11 protein-coding genes are annotated in these 17,114 nt (G+C 69.2%); 4 read left to right on the top strand and 7 right to left on the bottom strand.

Features of this window, described 5'->3' with window-relative positions:
• Nucleotides 1-4 precede the first annotated feature (4 nt).
• Nucleotides 5-2,500, top strand: coding sequence for a LuxR C-terminal-related transcriptional regulator (locus tag ACIQRL_RS31005; RefSeq protein WP_401337713.1), 2,496 nt, complete (start codon nt 5-7; stop codon nt 2,498-2,500).
• A gap of 60 nt (nt 2,501-2,560) precedes the next feature.
• Nucleotides 2,561-2,818, top strand: a complete 258-nt coding sequence (locus ACIQRL_RS31010) for a hypothetical protein (protein WP_401337715.1) — start codon at nt 2,561-2,563, stop codon at nt 2,816-2,818.
• 299 nt (nt 2,819-3,117) lie between these two features.
• On the opposite strand, the gene ACIQRL_RS31015 is transcribed toward ACIQRL_RS31010, so the two are convergent.
• The gene (locus ACIQRL_RS31015) at nt 3,118-4,947 is read right to left on the bottom strand and encodes a glycoside hydrolase family 15 protein (protein ID WP_401337717.1); all 1,830 of its coding nucleotides are present in this window, start codon (nt 4,945-4,947) and stop codon (nt 3,118-3,120) included.
• A 521-nt stretch (nt 4,948-5,468) separates the two neighbouring features.
• Here ACIQRL_RS31015 and ACIQRL_RS31020 point away from each other — a divergent pair.
• Complete coding sequence (locus ACIQRL_RS31020) at nt 5,469-5,897, top strand: nitroreductase family deazaflavin-dependent oxidoreductase (RefSeq protein ID WP_401337719.1); 429 nt, start codon at nt 5,469-5,471, stop codon at nt 5,895-5,897.
• A 42-nt stretch (nt 5,898-5,939) separates the two neighbouring features.
• Nucleotides 5,940-6,863 carry an NADP-dependent oxidoreductase gene (locus tag ACIQRL_RS31025; RefSeq protein ID WP_401337721.1) on the top strand — a complete coding sequence of 308 codons (924 nt, stop codon included), beginning with the start codon at nt 5,940-5,942 and terminating at the stop codon, nt 6,861-6,863.
• Nucleotides 6,864-7,101: 238 nt separating this feature from the next.
• Here ACIQRL_RS31025 and ACIQRL_RS31030 read toward each other — a convergent pair whose 3' ends face one another.
• The 6 genes from ACIQRL_RS31030 to ACIQRL_RS31055 all read right to left on the bottom strand — a co-directional run bounded on the left by ACIQRL_RS31030 (nt 7,102) and on the right by ACIQRL_RS31055 (nt 17,112).
• Nucleotides 7,102-7,758, bottom strand: coding sequence for an NADPH-dependent F420 reductase (locus tag ACIQRL_RS31030; RefSeq protein ID WP_401337723.1), 657 nt, complete (start codon nt 7,756-7,758; stop codon nt 7,102-7,104).
• A 34-nt stretch (nt 7,759-7,792) separates the two neighbouring features.
• Complete coding sequence (locus ACIQRL_RS31035) at nt 7,793-8,503, bottom strand: SDR family NAD(P)-dependent oxidoreductase (protein WP_401337725.1); 711 nt, start codon at nt 8,501-8,503, stop codon at nt 7,793-7,795.
• A 193-nt stretch (nt 8,504-8,696) separates the two neighbouring features.
• The gene (locus tag ACIQRL_RS31040; protein WP_401337727.1) at nt 8,697-9,263 is read right to left on the bottom strand and encodes a YceI family protein; all 567 of its coding nucleotides are present in this window, start codon (nt 9,261-9,263) and stop codon (nt 8,697-8,699) included.
• Between the two features lie 99 nt (nt 9,264-9,362).
• Nucleotides 9,363-9,797, bottom strand: coding sequence for a hypothetical protein (locus tag ACIQRL_RS31045; protein WP_401337729.1), 435 nt, complete (start codon nt 9,795-9,797; stop codon nt 9,363-9,365).
• Nucleotides 9,798-9,978: 181 nt separating this feature from the next.
• Nucleotides 9,979-10,347: a hypothetical protein gene (locus ACIQRL_RS31050; RefSeq protein WP_401337731.1), complete on the bottom strand. Its 369-nt coding sequence runs from the start codon at nt 10,345-10,347 to the stop codon at nt 9,979-9,981.
• A 39-nt stretch (nt 10,348-10,386) separates the two neighbouring features.
• On the bottom strand, nt 10,387-17,112 hold the full coding sequence (locus tag ACIQRL_RS31055; protein ID WP_401337733.1) for an RHS repeat-associated core domain-containing protein: 6,726 nt from the start codon (nt 17,110-17,112) through the stop codon (nt 10,387-10,389).
• Nucleotides 17,113-17,114 lie beyond the last annotated feature (2 nt).

Genomic DNA, 17,114 nt, shown 5'->3' on the forward strand with positions numbered 1-17,114 from the left:
CCTCGTGCGAGTGCCGCGCGGCCAGCAGGACGCCCAGCAGTTCTGGCTGGCCCTGCTCGGTGCGGTTCGTCACGCCATCGGCGCGGACGGCAATGCGGACATCGGCGAGGCAGCGCCCGCGGCGACACCCGACTTCGACGCGTCGGCGATGGTCGACCGGGTGCTGTCGGAGCTGGCCGACGCCCGCGGCGGCGTCACGCTGGTCATCGACGATCTCCACGAGCTGCTCTCGCCGGAGGCCCCCACTCAGCTCACCCGGCTGCTGACCAGCCTTCCCCCGCAGACCCACGCGATCCTGACCATGCGTCACGATGTCCGGCTGCGGCTGCACCGGCTGCGCCTGACGGGCGAGCTCGCCGAGATCCGCGCGGCGGACCTGCGCTTCTCGGAGCGCGAAACCCGCGAACTGCTCGACGCCTCGGGCATCGCGCTCTCCGACTCCGGAGCGGCGCTGCTGCACCGGCGGAGCGAAGGGTGGGCCGCGGGCCTGCGGCTGGCGGCGCTCTCCCTGGTCGGCCATCCCGACCCCGAGCGGTTCGTCGCGGAGTTCTCCGGAAGCCACCGCACGGTCGCCGAGTACCTGATCGCCGAGATGCTCGAACGCCAGCCGCCCGACGTCCAGGATCTGCTGCTGCGCACCTCCCTGCTGGATCGGGTCAACGGCGAGCTGGCCGACCTGCTGACCGGCCGCCCGAGCTCGGAACAGGTCCTGCTGAGTCTCGAAGACGCGAACGCGTTCGTCGAATCCCTCAACCCCGAGCGCACCTGGTTCCGCTACCACCACCTGTTCGCGGATCTCCTGCGGCTGGAGTTGCGCCGGACGCTGCCCGAAGAAGTACCCGTACTGCACCGGCGCGCCGCCGGATGGTTCACCGTGCAGGGCCAGGTGGCCGAGGCCGTCCGGCACACCCAGGCGGCCGGTGCCTGGGCTGACGCGGCCCTGCTACTGGCCGACCACGCGTTCAGCCTGACGCTCGACGGACAGGCGCAGACCATGCAGGCGCTGGTGCGGGCCTTCCCGCCGGGTGAGGACCGCCCCGAGCTGGCCCTGGTGCGCGCGATGGGTGACCTGGTCCAGGGGCGCCTGGAACAGGCGGCCGCGCATCTGGCGGTCGCCGAGACGTACGCCGCGACGACGACGCCGGAGCGCCGGCGCCGCCTCGGGGTGGCGATCGCGTCGCTGCGGCTGTCACTGGCCAGACGGCGAGGTCACCTGGCCGGCGTCGTCGAGAACGTCAGGTTCCTCGACTCCCCGGTATCCGGGCAGTCCGACGAGGACATCGCCTTGGACAGCGACCTGCGCGCGGTGGCGCTGATGAATCTGGGGACGGCCGAGGCGTGGTCGCTGGGGTTGCCGGACGCCGTACGCCACCTCCGGGAGGGCGCCGTGCTGGCCCGGGAGATCGGCCGTCCGTACCTGGAAGTCGGCTGCCTCGCGCAGCTCAGTTTCGCGTATATCTTCCATGGCGCTGATACGCCGAAGCTCGATGCGTTCGCCACGACCCAGCGACGGTGCCGCGAGGCGATGGAGCTCGCCGAACGGTACGGCTGGGGCACGGAACCGGTGATCGCCCCCGCGCTGATGACGCTCGTCGGCACGATGGTGTGGCTGGGTGAGTTCGACGAGGGCGAGCGCTGGTTGCGGCGCACCGAACGGGCTCTGCGAACGGACACCGGGCCGGACATCAGGCTGCTGCTGCACCAGACGGCCGCGATGCTGCACGCCGGCCGCCGCCGCGAGGCGCTCGAGGAGTTCGGCGCGGCCGAACACCTGGCATCACGGCTGGAGGGATCGTGGGCGCTGGCGAGCCAGATGACCGGCTGGCTGCTCGCCACGCAAGCCCGCCTCGGGCTGCCCGGCGAAGCCCGCTCCGCCCTCGCGGCGCTCGATGACGAGCGGGCCGGCTCCGGTGAGATCCACAACGCCCGCGCGGCGATCTGCCTCACGGAAGGCGATGCGGAGGGAGCCCTGGGTGCGTTGCAGGATGTTCTCGGTGGCACGACACCGGTCCTCGGTTACGTCACGGTCGTCGAGGCGCACCTGCTCGCCGGGCTCGCCCATCGTGAACTCGGTGACCAGCGCGCGGCGAACCAGGCCGCGGAACGGGCGCTGGCCCTGGCGGAGTCCGACCGGCTGGTCCTGCCGTTCGCGATGACCGGCTCGGCGGAACTGCTCGAGGCGCTCCCCCGGCACCAGACCGCGCACGCCGCGCTGCTCACCGACATCCTCGACGTCCTCCACGGCTCATCCCCGGCGGCCGAAGAGCAGGCCGCGTTGCCGCCGGCGGAGGAACTCAGCCCGACCGAACTCAGGGTGCTGCGCTTCCTGCCGACCAACCTGTCCCGGCCCGAGATCGCCGGCGAACTCTCCGTCTCGCCGAACACCGTCAGCACGCACCTGCGCAGCATCTACGCCAAGCTCCAGGTCCGTGACCGGTCATCGGCCGTGAAACGCGCCAGAGAACTGCGACTGCTGGCCGCCGGCCGCCGCACGCGCTAGCCCGGCCGCCACCTGATCCCGGTGATGCGGGGCCACCTGCCCGCGCTCGACCATGGCGCCATGGACTCGGCACCCGCCCCGTACATCATCCGGATCGACGGGCACCTCGGCGCCACCGTGCTGTCGGCGTTTCCGGCGCTGGTGTCGCAGCGTCGCGGCCCGCACACCGTGATCACCGGCCTGCTGGACCGGTCGGCGCTGTACGGCGTGCTGGCCGAGATCGAGGCGCTCGGCCTGGACCTGCTCGAGATCCAAAAGCTCACCCCGGACCGCCCGGACCGCACATCACCGGCACCAGGTGACCGCCGCTCACCTTGACGGCCACCGGCTTCGGGCGCACTCGATCAGCCAGTTGGCTGCCGGCACATCCTCGGTGACCCTGGCCGAGGCCGGGATCGCGGACGCGATCAACAACGGCGGCGGCCGGTGGGAGTCGGCGCGGACCAAAATGTCCGCGATCGAGTCGGCAACCCAGGCGCAGGACAGGAAGGCGATCGCAGGCCGGCCCGGGACGGGCCACCACCGCGGCAGCCGACCGCGTTCGCCAGGTACCGCCGCCCCCAGTCGTCGACCCGCAGTGACGTGTCGGGCGTCGCGGTCCGGGTGGTGACGCCGCGTCAGCCCAGCGCGCGGTCGAGGTTGAAGGCGGCGCTGATGAGCGAGAGGTGGGTGAAGGCCTGGGGGAAGTTGCCGAGCTGTTCGCCCGTCGGGCCGATCTCCTCGGCGAACAGTCCGAGGTGGTTGGCGTAGGTGAGCATCTTCTCGAATGCGAGCCGGGCCTCCTCCAGCCGGCCCGCGCGGGTCAGTGCCTCCACGTACCAGAAGGAACAGATCGAGAAGGTCCCCTCCAGGCCGTGCAGGCCGTCCGGGCTGGTGGTCGGGTTGTAGCGGTAGACCAGGGAGTCGGAGACGAGGTCCGCGGTGAGCGCGTCCAGGGTGGAGAGCCACCTGGGGTCGGTGGGCGAGATGAACTTGGCCATCGGCATCATCAGCAGCGCGGCGTCCAGCTCACCGTCGTCCAGTGACTGGACGAACGCACTCCGCTCGGTCGACCAGCCGCGCTGCATGATCTGCCGGTAGATCGCGTCACGGGACTCCCGCCAGCGGGGCAGGTCCGCCGGCAGGCCACGGCGGTTCGCCATCCGGATCGCCCGCTCCAGCGCCACCCAGCACATCAGCCGGGAGTACACGAAGTCCTTTCGGCCCGCGCGGGTCTCCCAGATTCCCTCGTCGGGCTGATCCCAGTGCTCGCAGAGCCAGTCCGCCACCGCGCCGACCTCCTCCCAGCCGGTGCTGCTGATCGGCTGACCCCACTTGTCGTAGAGGTAGATGGAGTCGATCATGGCTCCGTAGATGTCCAGCTGGAGTTGGCCGGTGGCGGCGTTGCCGATCCGGACCGGGGCGGAGCCGAGGTGACCTTCCAGGTGCGGCAGCTTGTACTCGGGCAGCTCGCCGCGCCCGTCGATGCCGTACATGATCTGCAACGGGCCGGTCTCGCCGGCGCCGCGCAGGCGATCGCAGAGGAACCCCGTGAACGCTTCGGCCTCCGAGGTGAACCCGAGGCGCAGCAGGGCGTAGATGCAGAAGGCGGCGTCGCGGACCCACACGTACCGGTAGTCCCAGTTACGTTCGCCGCCGATCTGCTCGGGCAGGCTGGTGGTCGGTGCGGCGACGATCGCACCGGTCGGCGCGTAGGTGAGCAGCTTCAGCACCAGCGCGGAGCGGTGCACCATCTCCCGCCACCGCCCGTGGTAGCGCGACCCGGCCAGCCAGCCGCGCCAGAACCGGACGGTTGCCTCGGCCTGCTCCTGCGCCTCGGCGCGCAGGCACGGTCGGGGCGGGACGTCGTCGCTGATCTGGTCGAGGGCGAACACGTTGGACTCGCCCTCGATGAGCTTGAAGTGCGACCACACGTCCAGGCCATCGCTCTCCAGGGGTGCGGTGGCGGTCAGCGCGAGCGTCAGTGACGGGGAGCGGAACAATGCCGTGTGGCCTTCGAGGTGCGTGGTGTGCGCTTCGGCGCCGTAGCCGAAGCGCGGGGCGACGCGCGCCCTGAACGGGAGGGTTCCCCGGACGCAGACCACCCGTCGGATCAGCCGGTGCCGGGCCGCATCCCGCGACGCGTCGACCACCGGCATGAAGTCCTGGATCTCCGCCACCCCGTCCGCGGCGAAGAACCGCGTGATCAGCACGTTCGTGTCAGGGAAGTAGAACTGCCGGGTGCGGGTCGGGACATCGGCGGCCAACTCGAACGACCCGCCCCGGTCGGCGTCGAGGAGGGACGCGAACACGCTGGGCGCGTCGAAGCGCGGGCAGCAGTACCAGTCGATGGTGCCGTTGGTGCCGACCAGGGCGGCCGTACGGAGATCGCCGATCAGGCCGTGCTCGGAGATCGGTGTGTAGCGGGAGTTGTCTGCCTGCTCGAAACCAGTCGTGTCGAACGCCATGTCGGCCTCCCCGCCGCTGCGGCGCGGGCTCGGAGATGAAGCCTTGCTTCTCAATGCTAGGTCGCCATTCGAGGCGGGGGCCTCGCGGAGCCGTACGGAGAGAAGTCGGCGGCCGCCTCGTCCCAGCAGTCTGCCGGCGCTTCTGGGTGTGGCCGCGATTGCTTTCGCCGAGCGGTCGGTCGCCACCTGATTCTCCGTTCATCCGCAGCCACACCCGCCCTGGGGGACACCGCCACCACCGAGGAACGACCCGGGGGGCTCAGCTCCGGGCCCGGCCATCCAGGGCCGAGTCCCTCCTCCACCGCGTCGGCAGCATCAGCCACCGGTTCTTGAAGAACGGGGGCCTGCCGTGAGCCGCACAAGCGACCCGAGGCGGTCAGTCCTTGCCGGTACTGCCAGGAGCCGTCTTACGGATCTTGGGCCCGGCCACCGGCCGTGCGCATCACCTTGATCCGGTGATGCCTCCTCACCTGCCTGGTGGTAACGCTCGTAGTAGCCCACCTCCCAGACAGGAGTCCGACATGACCGAGGCGCTCGACTGGAACGCGAAGAACATCGCGGAGTTCCGAGCGAACGAGGGCAGGGTCGGCGGGGTCTTCGAGGGCGCTCCGCTGGTCCTCGTCCATCACCGCGGCCGCAAGAGCGGGCAGGAGCACGTCAGCCCGACGATGTACCTCCCGGACGACACCGCGCCGGACATCGTCTACGTCTTCGCGACCAAGGGCGGAGCACCCACCAACCCGGATTGGTACCGCAACCTGACCGCCGCCGGTGAGGGCACCATCGAACGCGGCACGGCGACCTACCAGGTGACCGTCCGCGAACTGACCGGCGCGGAACGCGACCGCGTCTACGCCGAGCAAGCACGGCGCTACCCCGGCTTTGCCGAGTACGAACGCCAGACTGCCGGAATCCGCATCATTCCCGTACTCGAACTCCGGCGGGCGTAGCCCACATCCAAGTCAGCCTCAGCGAGTCGAAGGAGAGAGATCATGCCCAAGGCGGTCAGGTACGACGAGTTCGGCGGGATCGACGTGTTGCGGGTCGACGAGGTGGAACGCCCGGTGCCCGGGGACGGGCAGGTTCTCGTACGCGTGAAAGCGGCCGGCATCAACCCCAGTGAGGCGGCCATCCGCACGGGGGCGGTGGCAGACCTGTTCCCGTCGACGTTCCCGTCCGGGCAGGGCAGCGACCTCGCCGGGATCATCGAGGGGGTCGGCGCCGGGGTTGCCGGATTCTCGCCCGGCGACGAGGTGATCGGATTCACGCAGAAGCGGGCCTCCCAGGCCGAGCTGGCCCTGGTCGAGGCCGGTGACCTCACGCGAAAGCCGGAGAAGGTCTCATGGGAGGTGGCCGGCAGCCTGTACGTCGTCGGCGTAACCGCGTGGGGGGCGGTACACGCCGTCCAGCCCAAGGAGGGCGAGACCGTCGTCATCTCCGGAGCCGCCGGAGGAGTCGGCTCACTCGCCGTCCAGCTCGCGCGCCGTACCGGGGCCACGGTCATCGGCCTGGCGAGCGAGAGCAACCACGAGTGGCTGAAGAGGCACGACGCGATCCCGGTCGCGTACGGCGAGGGCGTCGCGGACCGCGTCAGGGCCGCCGCGCCCAGCGGGGTGGACGCCTTCATCGACACCTTCGGCGACGGGTACGTCGAGCTGGCCCTCGCCCTCGGCGTCGCGACCGACCGGATCGACACCATCGCCGATTTCGCGGCCGCCGAGAAGCACGGGGTGAAGACCGACGGAGGGGTCGCGGCCGGGCCGGGCGCCAAGGTGCTCGCCGAGCTTGCCGGCCTGATCGCCGACGGACACCTCGAGCTGCCGATCGCGAACGTCTACCCGCTGGCCCAAGTCCGCGAGGCCTACACCGAGCTCGAACGCCGCCACACCCACGGCAAGATCGTCCTCAGGCCCTAGTGGGCTTGGCCAGGTTCGCGTCAGCTCGGCCCGACTCTGCCCGGCCCATCGGCCATGCCGCGTTCTCCTCAAGGTGGGCCGCCGGCGTCATCCGACGAGATCACCCCCAATACAGTGATGACACCCCCTTGGCAGGACCGAGACCCTGACGGCCCGACGACCGGGGGCAGTGCTCTCGGTCGCTGCCGGGCCGGGTGCTTCCGAGGAACACGCTGCCTTGCTTCTCCCCATGCGGAACTCAATGGCCGGCGTCGTGCACGGCGGCGGTCGCCTGGGCGAGGTCGACGACCTCGCCGTCGGAGCCGTACTGGTGCAGGTCCCCGCCGGGCGACTCGATGCGTCCGGCATCGGCCAGGCCGCCGGCCTTGACGGGATCGAACCCGGCCGTGCGGATCAGCCGCTCGGCCATCGCGGCGGCGCTCTCGTCGTCGGTGGCGTAGAACAGCGCCGCCCGGCGCGGCGTGCGGTTCGCGCTCGCGGCGAGCACCTCCGCGGCGAGGGTGCCGAACGCCTTGACGTAGTGAGCGTTCTTGGGCAGCAGGGCGGCGGCCACCGACCCGGCCGACTCCCCTTCGGGCAGCGACCGCACGATCTGGCCCTTCTCGTCGAAGGCGATCGGGTTCGAGGGGTCGATCACGACCTTGTCCTCGAGCAGGGGCGCGACCTGCGGGATCAGCTCCCTCATGGCCTCCAGCCAGATGGCGAACACGACCGTGTCCGCTTCGGTGATCGCGTCCCGCACAGTGGCGGCGCGGGCGAGGGGACCGAGCTCGTCCGCGATCCCCACGGCTCGCGCGGCGCCCTTTCCCGCCAGGACGACGCTCTCGCCACCGGCCACCAGATGCCGGGCGAGCGCAGCTCCGATGTTGCCGACGCCTACGATTGCTGTGGTCATGTCCAGCCTTCCTCTCTGTTGACGGGGCCCGTCCCTAACGCATCACCAGGCCACCGTCGACCGTGAGTACCTGGCCCGTCAGCGCGGCGGCGTCCTCGCCGACGAGCATCGCCACCACGGCTGCGGTGTCGTCGGGGGTGAGCGGCCGGGGCAGCGCCTGGAGCGCCGCGACCTCCTCGAACTCCGCCGTCGGCACGACGCCGGTAGCCGCAGTGCGAGTCAGCCCCGGGGCCACAGCCGTGACCGCGATCCCGTGGCCGCCGAGCCCGGCGGCGAGGGCGTGGGTCATGCCGATCAACGCCCCTTTGGACGCCACGTACGCGAGCATGTGCGCGCCCGGGGGACGCCAGAACGTGTTGGACACGATGAAGACCACCCTGCCGAAGCCCCGCTCACGCATCCCCGGCGCGAAGGACTGGGTGAGCAGCAGCGCAGACTCGACGTTCACTGCCTGGACCTGACGCCACAGGTCGAGTTCGAAGTCCTCGAACGGTCCGAAGGCGACCATGGCAGCCGAGTGAACCAGGACATCGCACCTGCCGTAGCGGTCCAGCACCAGTTGCGCGGCCCGGCGCACCTCGGCCGGATCACCCAGATCGACCGGGACATCGCCGGTGCGGTCGAGCACGACCACGGTGTGATCGACCGCAAGCCGCGCGGCGATCGCACCGCCGATCGCACCAGCTCCGCCGGTTACGACCGCTACCCGCCGGCTCCCGACGGTCTCAGTAGACGCGGTAGACACTGCTCAGCGCTCCTCTCACTGCCGAATCCGTCGGCACCCGGGCTGTCCACCCCGGCGACCAGCCGCCACAAAGAGCCCGTCCGCTTGCACAACAAGCCAGGCCTCTTCACGCACCGTCGTCCAAGACCCGGTACCGGCTTCAGCGACAGCCGCCCGCTGTCGAGCGTCGGCTCGCAGCCCGAGCCGGTCGTGTTCAGGCGGCCGTTTCGATGGGGTCGAGGACGGCCTCGACATCGACCGTGACATCGACCATGGGGCTGACGACCACTCCGCCGCGGTCGATCACATCGTTCCAACTCACCCCGAAATCATGTCGATTGATACGGGTCGTGGCGGTGAATCCGGCGCGGCGCCTGGGCCCGAGGTCCCGCCCTTCCTCCCACCAAGGCGTATCCCACTGTCCCAAGTAGGTGACGTCGAAGGTCACGGGGCGCGTGATGCCGCGTACCGTGAGATCTCCCGTCACCTCGAACTCGGTTCCGCTCACCTGATGAACACGCGACCCGACGAACGTCCAGGTCGGGTGGTGTTCGACATCGAAGAAATCAGCACTGCGGAGGTGGGCGTCGCGCTCGGGCTGACCGGTGTACACCTGGGTCGCGTCAACCGTAGCCTCAACGCGCGCCTTGTCCGGCTCGTCGGCATCGACCTCCAGCAAGCCGTGCACGTTCTTGAGCTGCCCCCGCACATAGGTGACCATCATGTGCCTGGCGCGGAACTCCGCCGCGGTATGACCAGGCTCGAAGAACCATTTCGTCATGGCCACATGTGCCCCTGACCTACCCCTTCGACCAGGACGGATCCAATGACGGTCACGGAGCGCGTACGGCAGCCGTGGGGCTGAGGCGCTCGTGGTGCGTCAGCGGTGTTCGTACACGCCCTCGGCGATGAGGGAGACGCCGATGCCCAGCATCCACACGTCCTTGGCCAGCGCGGTTCCCTGCTCGGTCGGGCGCAGGCTGCCTTCCTGTCGCATCCCCGGCGTACGCAGGTAGAGCCCGAGGGTGCCAACGGAGAATGCGGTGAGCGCAACCCCGGCGACAGCGGCAGGGACGACCGGCAGGAGCAGTGTCGTGGCAATGGCGAGCTCCCCGGCGGCGAGCAGCCGTACGAACTTGTGGGAGTCGTGCCTGCCCAGGAACGGGTAGGTCGTGGCGGCGAACTGATGCAGCCTCTCGGTGGTGGTGTCGTCCGCACCGAGTTTCGAGAGCCCCGAGTTCAGGAAGAACGCGCCGCTCGTGAGCCTGAGCGGAAGTTGCCGAGCTGCGGAAGATCGTGCCCAACCGAATGCCATGCCGAGCCTCCCAACATTGGCCCCGGATACAACCCTGCCATCCGTTCGAAGCATGTCAAACGGGGGCCGACTCGGTTCTCCCCCACCGGCTGGGAATGCGGGACGCGGCGGGCGGGAACCGGGCTACGGTCCGCGCCCGCCGCGTCGCAACCCGGCTCACTCCGGTCGGAGACAACGCCCCCTACTCGTCGAGGAACCGATACGTCTCGCTCGCGGCCTGGATCACGACGGTGCCGTCGCGGACCTGCCACTCGCTCATGCCATCGACCTCGTGACTGACGAAGAACAGACCCCTGACCCGGTCGTCGTCCTCATCGGAGGCCGGAATCCGCGCCACGCTCCGCAGTCGGTCCAGGAACCAGTCGACGGAGTGGTCGCGCATCTGAGCCCCGAAGAAAACCCAGTTCACGAAGTTGTACTGCCTCGGCGGAAAGGCCCAGCCACCGCTGTACGTCCGGTCGGGGTTGTCCTGTTCGACGACCTCTCTGATCTGGGCGAGCTGCTGGTCATCGCACACCAGCCAACCCCTGATGTTGACGAGGACACTCACGACAATCAGCCCCTGACCTTACGCACACGAACCCCCGGCTCACTGATCGCCCAGCGGACCGATGTCGAGGACCGCCTGCACTCCATATCTCGAATCGTACCGTCTGATCGCATTCAGAACATCCCTGGAGGGCTCGTTGTCGAACTGGAAGTACGGCGTTCTACCCGAGGTCGCAGCCACTTCGTACATTCGTTTCGCCTGGTCCCGGAAAGCGCTACCGAGCTTGAAATTCGCCGGTTTAGCGGATGCAACATACTCGTCACTGACCGCATCGAATTCGTAATCCCCGAAGTTCAGGAACTCGGCCTGGGCCCGACCGCCGAGTTTCTGTGCCAGTAATTGTGCACTCGCATCGAATTTCTTGGTCGAGTTGACCAGCATGCCCAGTCCGCCGTTCCCCGACAGCAGCCCCGGCTCCGGCGCGGCCCTCGCCGGAGCCGCCTCCTCCTCCGCGGCGCCGGCCCCGAGCAGGAGCAACGGCAGCATGTCGCAGAGCGAGCCCGCCGCGCAGGGGTTGTCGGGGATGTCATTGACATCCGCCCAGGTGTGGTAGAAGTGCGAGAGTTCCAGGCATCCGCCCTGGGTCATGTCCTGACCGCACCTGGCGCGGAAGTAGAGCTCGACATTGACCGCATAGGTGTACAGGGAGTTGTAGTTCCCCTGGTTCGCCATCTGCGCCACGCTCGGGTATTCCTGCTGGAACATCTGGACGGTTTTCAGAGGCGGGACCGGAACAGAGTCGGGACCGGTTCCTTGGCATCCGTCGCAGTAATGCTCGTTGTTGACATCAGGGTTGCACCAGTGCGTGTCGCAATAATGGCTGGAGCCCTTGTAACTGCTGGATTCCGGGTCGTTCTCCGAGTGGTAGTCGCCGTACGTGCCGTTGCTGCCGGAGCAGTAGCTGGACGGATAGCAGGATTCGAGGCCGGTGGGGTCGCTGCCGGTGACGGGGTTGTCGGCGGCGTAGGTGTATCCGCCGAGTTCCTGGGGGCTGGCGGCTTCGAAGACGGGGTCGACACTGATGAAACTGCCGAGCGTCGGGTCGTACTTGCGGGCACCGATGTCGGTGTAGCCGGTGGAGGTGTCCTGGGGCATTCCCAGGTAGGTGTGGGTGGGGTCGGGCCAGGTGGTGGTGTTGGTGCTGGAGCGTGTCTGGCCGTAGGGGGTGTACTGCTGACGGGCCACCTGCTGGGTGGTGGTGTCCATCGCCAGGGAAGCGGTGCCGTGCGGGTCGCTGAAGAGATACTTCGTGCCCCCGCCCGCGAGACTGGAGCGGACTGCCGCGGGGGCACCCGAGCCGCCGTGGCTGTAGGTGCGGACGGCGCCGAGCAGCACGTTGGGGGTGACGCCGGTGTTGACGGTGATCTCGGTGTCGCCGGCGAACAGGGTGGTCCGGCCGGGATCGCGGCGGATCAACTGGCTTCCGTCGGCGTCGTAGAGGTACTTGGTGGTGGTGGGGCTTGCGCCTCCCGTGTCCACCTGGGCGAGGTGGTTCTCGTCGTCCCAGGTCAACGTCTGGCCAGGGCCGCTGGTGGGGGTGCGGGTGTGGAGGTTGCCGATCTCGTCGTAGCCGAACCTGGTCGGGTCGGTGCCTCCCGTGGTGGCGGTGAGCGTGTGCGGCTGGGCGCCGGTGCTGTTGCAGCCGGTGGTGCAGCCGTCGGCGTAGGTCGTGGTACTGGTGGTGCCCGATCCGCCGATGGCGTGGTCGACACTCTGCTTGCGGTCGCCGACCGCGTCGTAGCTGAAGGACTGCCAGTACGAGCCGGCCGTGGTCGACAGGGTGCTGCTCGTCGGCGGGCTGGCCGCGCAGTTGTCCTTGGCGGTCCAGGCGTCGGTCAGCCGGTCGAGCGTGTCGTACGAGTAGCACTGCTGGTCGGTGACGGTGTTGCCGGTCTCCGACTGCTGGTCGGTGGTGGAGGTGGGGTTGCCGACGGCGTCGTAGGTGTACTTCGTGTCGTCCACCGTCGGACCGGGGGCCTGGGTCCGCTCCACGACACGGTCGGTCGGTCGTCGGGTCTGGTCGTCGTAGCTGTAGGTCGCCCAGGCGGGGTTCGTCGACGGGCCGAACGTGACCCGGGAGAGCTCACCGTAGTTGGTGTACACGGTCGCGCCGACGTACGTGCCGATGCTGCTGGCGGTGGTCGTCGGCTTGCCCAGTGCGTTCCGGCCGTAGGTGATGGTCTCGCTGTTCAGGCCCTGGGTGCGCGGGTCGGCCTGGGTCTTCAGCAGCTGGTCGTTGGTGGTGTACGTGTAGGTCGTGGTGTATGTCGACGGCAGCGGGGCCTCGGACGCCGGCAGCGTGATCTTGGTGCCGGTCGGTTTGCCGAGGGCGGTGTAGCCGGTGGTGGCCACCGTGTACCCGTCGGTCGTGCCCTGGACGTAGCGGGTCGACGAGGTCGGCAGGCCGATCCGAAGAGTGTCGTAGGCCCAGGAGGCGAACTCGAACTCCGACTTGGACCTGTCGGTGGCCGTGAGCTTGCGGCCCACCAGGTCGTAGGTGTAGTCGAGCTCGATCTGCTTGGCGTCCGTGGTGGACACGAGGTTGCCCGCGTCGTCGTAGCCGTAGCTGCTGCCGCCCGCGTCCGGGTCGGTCTGCGACTTCTTGTGGCCCAGCAGGTCGTAGCCGAAGGTCCACACAACCTTGTCGGGACCGGTGACGCGGGTCTGCTGTCCGGCGCCGTTGTAACCGTAGGTGGTGGGTGAGGCGCTGCCGCCGGTGGCGGTGAAGCCTGCCGCGGCGGACCCGCTCAGTGTGGGCGCGGCGGTGTACTGGTCGAGCTCGGTGGTCTGACCGCGCGCGTCGACGACCGTGGTGGTGGCGACCCCGCCCTTGGGCGGCAGGACGGTGGTCCTGTCCCCGGTGTAGGCGGTGGTCGTCGACCAGGTCCTGACCCCGTCGTGTTCCTCGGTGACCAGGTCGGCCCGGCCCTGTCCGTCGTAGTCCGTGACCGTGGTGTCGGGGATGGAGACCTGGGAGACCGATATCAGGCTGCTGCCGGGGCTGCCGGCCACGTTGTAGGCGTTGTTGGCTGCGACCGTCCAGCCGTGCGAGTCGGATTCGGTGTCGGAGACCGTGATGGTGGAGTTCTCCGCGGTCGCCTGTACCTGCAGCGGGCGCAGCATCGCGTCGTACAGCGTTGTGCTGGTCCCGTAACCACCGCTGTCCAGCAACGCGTTGGTGGAGACGACCGAGGGGGCCGACTGGGACAGGGCGTAGGTGTAGGTCGTGTTCGCCGGTGCGCTGTTGGCCTTGCTCTCATTGGGCAGCCATACACCGGTGACGCGGCCGAGCGCGTCATAGGTGAGCGAGGTGAGCAGGCCGGCCGCGTCCGTCTTGGATGTGGGCAGGCCCCGAGCCGGGTCCAGGGTGCTGCCGGTGAGCCGGCAGTCCTTGGACGACACGGTCACCGTCGAGCAGTCCGTGCCGGGCGTGACCTGGGTGATGGTCGTGCTGCTCGTGGGGAGCGCGCCGGTGGTGGGGGTGTTGGAGGCGTAGACGGTCTGGGCAAGGCTCTTGCCGTCGGGGGAGACCGAGTGGGGAGTACGGGTGGCCTTGATGGTGCGGCCGTAGGAGTCGTAGGTGGTGGCGGCCTGGTCCACGAACGTGGTGGCGGTGGCGCCGCCGGCGGCGGACGCCTGCTGGTCCAGCGTGGCGTCGCCGATCGCGGGGAGTGCCGGATTCTGCTGGCCGTCGCCGTCGTAGGCGAAGGCGTTGTGGTCGTAGGAAGTACGGACGTCGGAGAGCAGGGTGCCGCTCGGGGTGGCGCCTGCGCTGGAGCAGTCCTGGGACGTGGAGATGACCTCGGCGGGCAGCACCAGGGTGCTCGGGCTGCCGGTGAGGTACCGGGTGTAGGTGCACTTGGAGACGTTGGCGCTGTCGGTGGGCTCGCCGCGGTCGTCGACCTGCACCGGCATGCCGGTGGTCGACTTGCCCAGCGTCCGGTTGTAGAAGGTGTCGGTCTCGGTCCTGCGCCAGCCGTACGACACCGCCTGGCGGGTCAGTGTCTTGGCGGGGCGGACCATCAGGGCCGTCAGGTCCGGCAGACCGCTGCGGCTGCGGCCGGCGGTGGGTCCGATGATCGTGGGCACGTTGACGACGGCCTTGACCGGACTGCCGCCGGAGGCGGAGTAGGTGTCGGTCTCGAATGCCTGGCCGCCCAGCGCGTCGTCGTCCGCGACCGAGGTCGCGCCGTCCTGGCTGGTGAGCGCCGGCACCGAGCGGGTCTTGCCGCCGGGCAGCGTGTCGCCGTTCATGCCCAGGAAGTAGTACGTCTTGCTCAGGGTCTTCTGGTCGTAGACCTTTGCCCCGTCGGTGTAGTGGAAGACGTTCGGGTCACCGGTGGTGACGTCCACCTCCGGGTAGCCGCGGAACTGGCCCCAGGTGCGGTTCTTGGCCTTGACGACCTCGTTGTCGTCGTAGTGCCAGCCGGGATTGCCCTTGTAGGCGTAGTCGGTCTCCAGCCTGGGCTGGGTGCCGTCCTGGTAGGAGTTGTGCGGGTCATCGGTGACGATCGAGGTGACCTTGTACTTGTAGAACCAGTCCAACCACGGGGCCGGCTGCCCGTCGGGGGTCCAGTACACGGGGAAACAGGACAGGGTGTTGGTGGAGGCGAAGGTGCGGGCAGCCGCGTCGGTGGGGTCGTTCGGGTCGCTCGCCGGGGCGCTGGAGCAGTTCGGCCGGTCGTAGGTGACCGTGGTCTGGGCGCCGGTCTCGCTGGTGACCGTCTGGATCCGGTCGTGATACATGAGCGGCATCTGCGGGATCGTGCCGACCCGGTTGGGCAGTTGCAGCGGCGGGTCGAAACTCACCGCCGGCGTCGAGGTGCTGCCCGACGCGCCGCCCAGGGTGTCCAGGCCCGTGTGCTGGACCGAGTCCAGCCACAGGGTGGGGGCGTGGTCGCCGCCGTCGGGGAAGGACTGCGTGAAGGTGTATTTGTCGACCTGCTTGGTGGTCCCGCCGGTCTGGATCTGCGTGGTGATGGCGGTCAGGCGCTTGCGTGACCAGAAGCTCGGACCGTGATCGGTGCAGCTCGACGAGCCCGAGGTGCAGTTCAGGTCGATCGGCACGTCCGGCCAGTAGGCGGCGTTCGCATCGGTGAACTGGCTGTCCGCGCAGGTGTTGCCGGACGGGGTGCCCGCGATGCAGCGCTCTGCGGTGTCGAAGAGGACCTGCTCCGGGGCGGTACCCGAGTAGACCGTCGAGGACGTCATGCCGTAGTCGATCCGGGACAGGGTGCCGCCGCGCGTGTAGGCGACGGCGGTGTCCTTCGTGTCCGCGCCGTAGTAGCCGGTCTCCGGGCTGTAGTACCAGGCGGTGGCGTTGCCGTGTGAGTCCGCCACGTAGTCCAGGTTGAACCGGTAGCCCAGCGTGCAGGCCGTGTCGGCGAAGGTCGTGCTGTCCGGACACGCCGACACCCCGCTGTGCGCGTGGTAGACGGGCTGGGTCCACGCCGACTTGGTCTCGTCCTTGCCGCTGGACCAGCCCGGCAGCCGGTTCAGGCCGAAGAAGTACTGGACCCCGGCCTCGGTGACCTTGAAGTACTCCTTGTTGTCGGTGCCGTTCGTGGCTCCGGTCAGGTCCTCGATCTTGGTGGTGGAATCGTCGCCGGCGGGGTGGAAGGTCTTGGTGGCGTCGTCGTAGACGATGTCCGTTGACTTGCCGTTGAGCGAGAGGGTGAGGATCTGCCCCGCCCAGCAGGAATCGCCGTCGTTGTCCGGGGCTCCGGAGGAGGAGTCGTCCTTGCAGGACTTGTAGGTCCGCTCGATGTAGTTCTCGGTGGAGCTCCAGCCGTCTCCCAGCCAGGAGGACTGGTTGTTGGTGCCCTCGGTGCGCGCGTCCTGGGTGGCGGAGTCGTAGGAAAGACCGACGTTCGGTGCCGCGCCGCCGATCGCCGGGGGCACCGAGATGGGGTAGCTGTAGGTGAACGCACCCGTGTTCCCCGAGGTCGACCAGGAACCGCCCGGCGACAGACTGGTCGCCGAGTAGTCGCCGGAGGAGCCCGACGTGCCGGAGGTCGCCGCCATGACCACCACGGCGCCGGACGATGCCGTGGCCGAGCGGGCGGCAGGGCCGGCTCCGGGACCGGCGGGCGCTGCCGCGGGCACGGAGACCTGCGCGGACAGCGGCGTTCCCGGTGTGCTCCGCACCGCGGTCCGGGTCTGGCACTTGGCCAGCTTCGGCGTGGTCAGGGCGCAGGCGGGCAGTTGGACCAGGTGCAGGCGCGTGGCGAAGTCACCGCCGAAGGCGTACCGGAACGAGGAGTCGTCCACCCGAAGCGAGACCTTCCCACTGCCGGGGCCGGTGCGGCGCAGGGTGAAGAGCAGGCCGTGGACACCGGCGGCGCGTGCGGACTTCTGCTCCAGCACGGTCACCCGCACGCGCTGTGATCCGGTGACGGCTGTCGCCCGCGACCGCACGCCCGCGCCGGCACCCAGCAGGACGGGCGTCTTCCCGGCCCGTAACTGGGCGGTCTCGGCGTTCAGCCGCGTGGCGGCGGCCGCGACGGGCAGGGTGACCACCGCGCTGCCCGGTGCGGGCAGCGTGGCGTGCGCCGTGGGGTCGAAGTGCTTGAAGGCCTTGTGCAGGTGGACCTGCTTGGGCTTCTTACGGGTGAAAGGGATCCGCTTGTCGTGGGACACGGCGGGAGCCGGCACCTGGTGCTGCGTGGTGGTGGCGGCCGCGGCCATGCCCGTGGGGAGTAACCCCGCGATCAGAGCGCCGACCGCAGCCAGTGTCGTACGACGAAACCCCGTTCTTCGCACCATGG

The organism is Streptomyces sp. NPDC091209 (assembly GCF_044757755.1).
Classification (GTDB): domain Bacteria; phylum Actinomycetota; class Actinomycetes; order Streptomycetales; family Streptomycetaceae; genus Streptomyces.

What these genes read in the sequence shown, in the direction of transcription:
- ACIQRL_RS31025 (WP_401337721.1), top strand. Translation starts at nt 5,940, where the DNA reads ATGCCCAAGGCGGTCAGGTACGACGAGTTCGGCGGGATCGACGTGTTG.
- ACIQRL_RS31040 (WP_401337727.1), bottom strand. Translation starts at nt 9,263, where the DNA reads ATGACGAAATGGTTCTTCGAGCCTGGTCATACCGCGGCGGAGTTCCGC.
- ACIQRL_RS31045 (WP_401337729.1), bottom strand. Translation starts at nt 9,797, where the DNA reads ATGGCATTCGGTTGGGCACGATCTTCCGCAGCTCGGCAACTTCCGCTC.
- ACIQRL_RS31010 (WP_401337715.1), top strand. Translation starts at nt 2,561, where the DNA reads ATGGACTCGGCACCCGCCCCGTACATCATCCGGATCGACGGGCACCTC.
- ACIQRL_RS31030 (WP_401337723.1), bottom strand. Translation starts at nt 7,758, where the DNA reads ATGACCACAGCAATCGTAGGCGTCGGCAACATCGGAGCTGCGCTCGCC.
- ACIQRL_RS31015 (WP_401337717.1), bottom strand. Translation starts at nt 4,947, where the DNA reads ATGGCGTTCGACACGACTGGTTTCGAGCAGGCAGACAACTCCCGCTAC.
- ACIQRL_RS31055 (WP_401337733.1), bottom strand. Translation starts at nt 17,112, where the DNA reads ATGGTGCGAAGAACGGGGTTTCGTCGTACGACACTGGCTGCGGTCGGC.
- ACIQRL_RS31020 (WP_401337719.1), top strand. Translation starts at nt 5,469, where the DNA reads ATGACCGAGGCGCTCGACTGGAACGCGAAGAACATCGCGGAGTTCCGA.